General features: G+C 41.5%; 3 protein-coding genes. All 3 read left to right on the forward strand.

Features of this window, described 5'->3' with window-relative positions; genetic code table 11:
• Nucleotides 1-441 precede the first annotated feature (441 nt).
• Nucleotides 442-1,131, forward strand: coding sequence for an acylneuraminate cytidylyltransferase family protein (locus BJP37_RS33985; protein WP_075906809.1), 690 nt, complete (start codon nt 442-444; stop codon nt 1,129-1,131).
• Nucleotides 1,121-3,367 (forward strand): N-acetylneuraminate synthase family protein, encoded by a 2,247-nt coding sequence (locus tag BJP37_RS33990; RefSeq protein ID WP_075906811.1) that lies wholly within the window; start codon nt 1,121-1,123, stop codon nt 3,365-3,367. The genes BJP37_RS33985 and BJP37_RS33990 overlap by 11 nt, the downstream gene beginning before the upstream one ends.
• Before the next feature lie 737 nt (nt 3,368-4,104).
• Nucleotides 4,105-4,522 (forward strand): sulfotransferase domain-containing protein (locus BJP37_RS33995; RefSeq protein ID WP_143728052.1); only part of this gene is annotated, 418 nt, incomplete at its 3' end.

Below are 4,522 nucleotides of genomic sequence, written 5' to 3' on the forward strand. Positions count from 1 at the left end.
AGGGAACAGGGAACAGGGAACAGGGAACAGGGAACAGGGAACAGGGAACAGGGAAGATAGAAGAGGGAACAAGGCAAAAATCCGGTGTACCTCATTAGGTTAATAAACGCTATAAAAAAAATAAAAATCAGTATTTATGTAATTTTTATTAAGATATGAATCCCATTTTAAATAGTTTTTTTGAAAAAAAATAAAAGTTTGCTTGATCACGTCGTGTTTAAAAGGAAACGCTAGTGATTTTTCGAACATTTTTTTCGAACTAAGCATTTGAAAAACAAAAATTTACGAGTTAACATTTATAAACCTAAGTGACTACGCTAGGAAAATTTTTAATCATCTCGAATCCCTTGATTGTTAGTATTCACAATTTACAAATATAGATTTTTAAAAACTTACTTAACTTAGATTCGTTTACCCTGCCTTAAAACGCAGAATTGATTCATGACTACAGTATGCATAATACCTGCTCGTGGTGGGTCTAAGGGAGTACCCAGAAAAAATATCAAGCCATTGAACTCACTGCCTTTAATTATTTACTCAATCATCGATGCTACAGAGGCAAGTTTAGTCGATCAACTTTATGTTACTACTGATGATGCTGAGATCGCTTCTAAAGTAGAAGAATATGGGGCTTCGATTATTAAGCGCCCTGATGAACTCGCTGGAGATACAGCATCTTCCGAGTTGGCTTTAGCTCATGCCCTTGATGAAATTGAGAGGAGTGGTATACACCCTAATTTAATCGTCTTCCTTCAGTGCACTTCCCCAATTCGAAGTGGGATTGATATTGATAATGCCATCCAAAAACTTCAGGCAGAAGATGCTGATTCCTTAGTGTCAGTTTCTCCTTCCCATCGCTTTCTTTGGAAACAGGTTGACGGCGTGGCAAAATCGATTAACTATGACTATCGAGATCGCCCCCGCCGCCAGGATATGAATCCACAGTATGTCGAAAATGGTTCAATATATATCTTTAAGCCTTGGGTCTTGCAAAAACTGGGCAACCGCTTAGGTGGCAAAATCTCTCTTTTTCCCATGAGTGAGGCTGCAGCCCACGAGATTGACTCCCCGCTGGACTTCGAAATTGCCGAATTTTTCCTCAATCAACAGGTGGCTTCCCATGCTAATTGACAGAAACCTTTCTAAATACATCGTCTTTGGTGAAGACAGCATTCTCAACGCCCTCAAGAAAATCAGCGATAACAAAAGTCGCATAATCTTTTCCGTCACAGAGTCAGGAGTCCTAGAAGGAATCATGACCGATGGTGACTTTCGCCGCTGGTTAGTTAGTCAAAACAATATTGACCTCAATCAACCTGTCTACAAGGTTTCTAATAAAAACTATAAGTCTGTTCCAGCTGATGTTGACCATGGGCAGATTTTGGCAGCATTTTCGGCAGAGGTTGAGTTTATCCCGCTGGTGGACTCGGTAGGACACTTGGTTGCAGTCGCCCGCAACCGTCCAGATGGAGTACAGATTGGTGATTTCAAAATTGATGCTGACTCGCCAACGTTTGTAATTGCTGAAATTGGCAATAACCACAATGGCAGTCTGGATTTGGCCAAGAAGCTGGTCGATCTAGCCGTTGAGGCAGGGGCTGACTGTGCGAAATTTCAACTGCGCAGCATGAAAGCGCTCTATCGCAATGCCGGCAATGCCAATGATGCCAGTGAAGACATCGGCTCGCAATACACCCTCGACTTGCTATCACGCTTTCAGCTGCCAGCAGACGCCATGCTGCAAGTATTTGACTATTGCAAATCCCTAGGCATCCTGCCGCTTTGTACACCTTGGGATTTAGACAGTCTTGCGATTCTCGAAGACTATGGAATGCCAGGCTATAAGGTTGCATCAGCGGATCTAACCAATCATGATTTACTCAAAGCTTTAGTGAAAACCGGTAAGCCGCTAATTTGCTCTACTGGCATGTCCACAGAAGCCGAGATTACTGAATCCGTTCGGTTATTGCAACGGCTAGGTGCGATGTATGTATTACTGCACTGCAACTCAACTTATCCTGCTCCTTTCAAAGATCTTAATCTCAACTACCTGGAGCGGCTTAGAAAAATTGGCGATTGCCAAGTGGGTTATTCAGGACATGAACGGGATATTCATGTTTCAGTTGCTGCTGTGGCTAAAGGCGCAAAGGTGATTGAGAAGCATTTCACCATTGATAAATTCATGGAGGGGAACGACCACAAAGTGAGTCTGTTGCCCGATGAGTTTAAGACTATGGTGCAGGGTATTCGTCAGGTAGAAGCAGCCCTCGGCACCAGTAGCGAACGCCGACTTAGCCAAGGTGAGTTGATGAATCGTGAAAATCTAGCAAAAAGCCTAGTGATTACCTGCAATTTAGAACCGGGGCAAATGATTACTGCTGAGATGATTACTGTTAAAAGCCCAGGTCAAGGCATACAGCCTAACCGAAAAGCGGATTTGATTGGCCAGTATGCTCAACGAAAATTTAAAGCGGGAGACTTTTTCTATCCTAGCGATTTAGGAGATGGGCAGGTTCATGCACGTAACTATTCCTTCAATCGCCCTTGGGGTGTACCAGTTCGTTATCATGATTACAAAACGATTTTGTCGAAATCTAATCCTGATTTTCTGGAATTTCATCTCAGTTATAAGGATATAGAGTTAGATATAGAGCAGTATTTTGATACCGTTTACGATCTTGACTTGGTTGTTCATAGTCCAGATTTTTTCTCCGGAGACTTTATATTAAACCTGGCTGATCAGGATGAAGCACTCAGACATCGATCAATTCGAGAGTTACAAAAGGTGGTTGATGTCACCAGATCGCTCAAGCCATTCTTTGGAAAATCTACCAAGCCTCTAATTGTAGTTAGTGTTGGTGATTGTACGCGAGATGCTTTTGTTTCTCCTGAAAAACGCGACGAGCTATATCAGCTAATTGCTGATAGTTTAACACAGATTAATTCGGAAGGTGTAGAAATCATTCCTCAGACATTACCTCCTTTCCCTTGGTACTTTGGGGGACAACTCTATCGAAACTTATTTGTGACGCCTCAGGATACGGTTGAGTTTTGTAAGAGATATAACTACCGCGTGTGCCTAGATATTTCTCACTCAAAACTCGCCTGCAATTTCTATAAGCTTTCCTTTAAGGAGTTTATTAATTCTGTTGCCCCCTATGCTGCCCATCTACATATTGTTGATGCGGCTGGTATTGATGGGGAAGGATTGCAAATTGGTGAGGGCGAAATTGACTTTTATGCTCTCGCTCAAGAGCTCAATAAATTTGCACCTCATGCTTCATTTATTCCAGAAATTTGGCAAGGTCATAAAAATGAAGGAGAGGGGTTTTGGAAAGCTCTATCAGCATTGGAAAAGTACTTTTAGTAAAGGGCTACTTAGAAAATTAATCTGGAGACTTACGTGGGTACTAAACAGCTGCTCAAAATGATTGCCTACTGGAGGCTGGAAACTGATTTTTTTATCAATAAGGCCAAAACCTCAGTGCCATCCTCCCCAAGGAGCAGAAGGCTCAACACAATAGCGAAGAGATTATTGAAGTGTCTTATGACCTCCAGGCTGGCAGCTATATCGCAGCGATGAAAAATCCACGGATGGCACAGTATCTAAAAGACTATGCATCCGAGATTGTCAGGACAATTCTATCTCTGTGCAATCCCGCATCTATAGCAATCCTATTTGATTCGTGAAAGAAATCGGCTGCTTTAAGGCAGAAGGAATCCCCCCTAACCCCCCTTAATAAGGGGGGCTGGCAGAAGGCAGATGAGATAGGAGTTGGAGCTAGTTTTTAAAAAGTCCAATGATTTTACAAATGATTTAGGATTGCTATATACTTGAAGCCGGTGTTCGTGAAGCGACAACCCTTTCTGAAGTCATAAAATGCTTTCCTAATCAAGGAATTGAGAGCTATAGTTGTCTTTGTGAACCTTCTTTGGCTTCATAGGCATTGATGATCCGTTGTCGTAGGTCAATCGAATCAGCAGCAGGCATCAATCTTTTTATTTATACTACTCTTTTAGCTTATCCAATTTTGGGGTCTACTCAAATCAAAACTGCTGTAAGATTTTATTTGTAGTACAATTACACCAGATCAATAAAAACGAATGAAAGCGAAAAACGAGTCTGATTTTTTCCTCATGTCCTATCCTAAATCTGGTCGAACTTGGCTGCGATTGATGTTAGGAAGAGTTTTAGAGATGCACTTTAACTTAAAGGATACTAATATTTTAGCCCTACAAAAATTGAGAGAATTACATCACGATATTCCCAAGATTTGGGTATCACACGACGATAACCCGCAATTAAAAAAGCCGGATGAATTGGTAACCTCAAAAGCTGAATATCAAGACAAACGGGTAATTTTGTTAGTCCGAGATCCCAGAGATGCGATCGTCTCTAGCTATTACCAGAAAAAGAAACGTGAAAAAGCTTATTACGGTATTTTGACGGAATTTATTCGCGAAGAGAAGGGTAGTTTCGCCACACTTATTGCTTTTTATAATATCTGGGCAGAAAATCGAG

This window comes from Moorena bouillonii PNG, from assembly GCF_001942495.1.
GTDB classification, from domain to species: Bacteria; Cyanobacteriota; Cyanobacteriia; order Cyanobacteriales; family Coleofasciculaceae; genus Moorena; species Moorena bouillonii.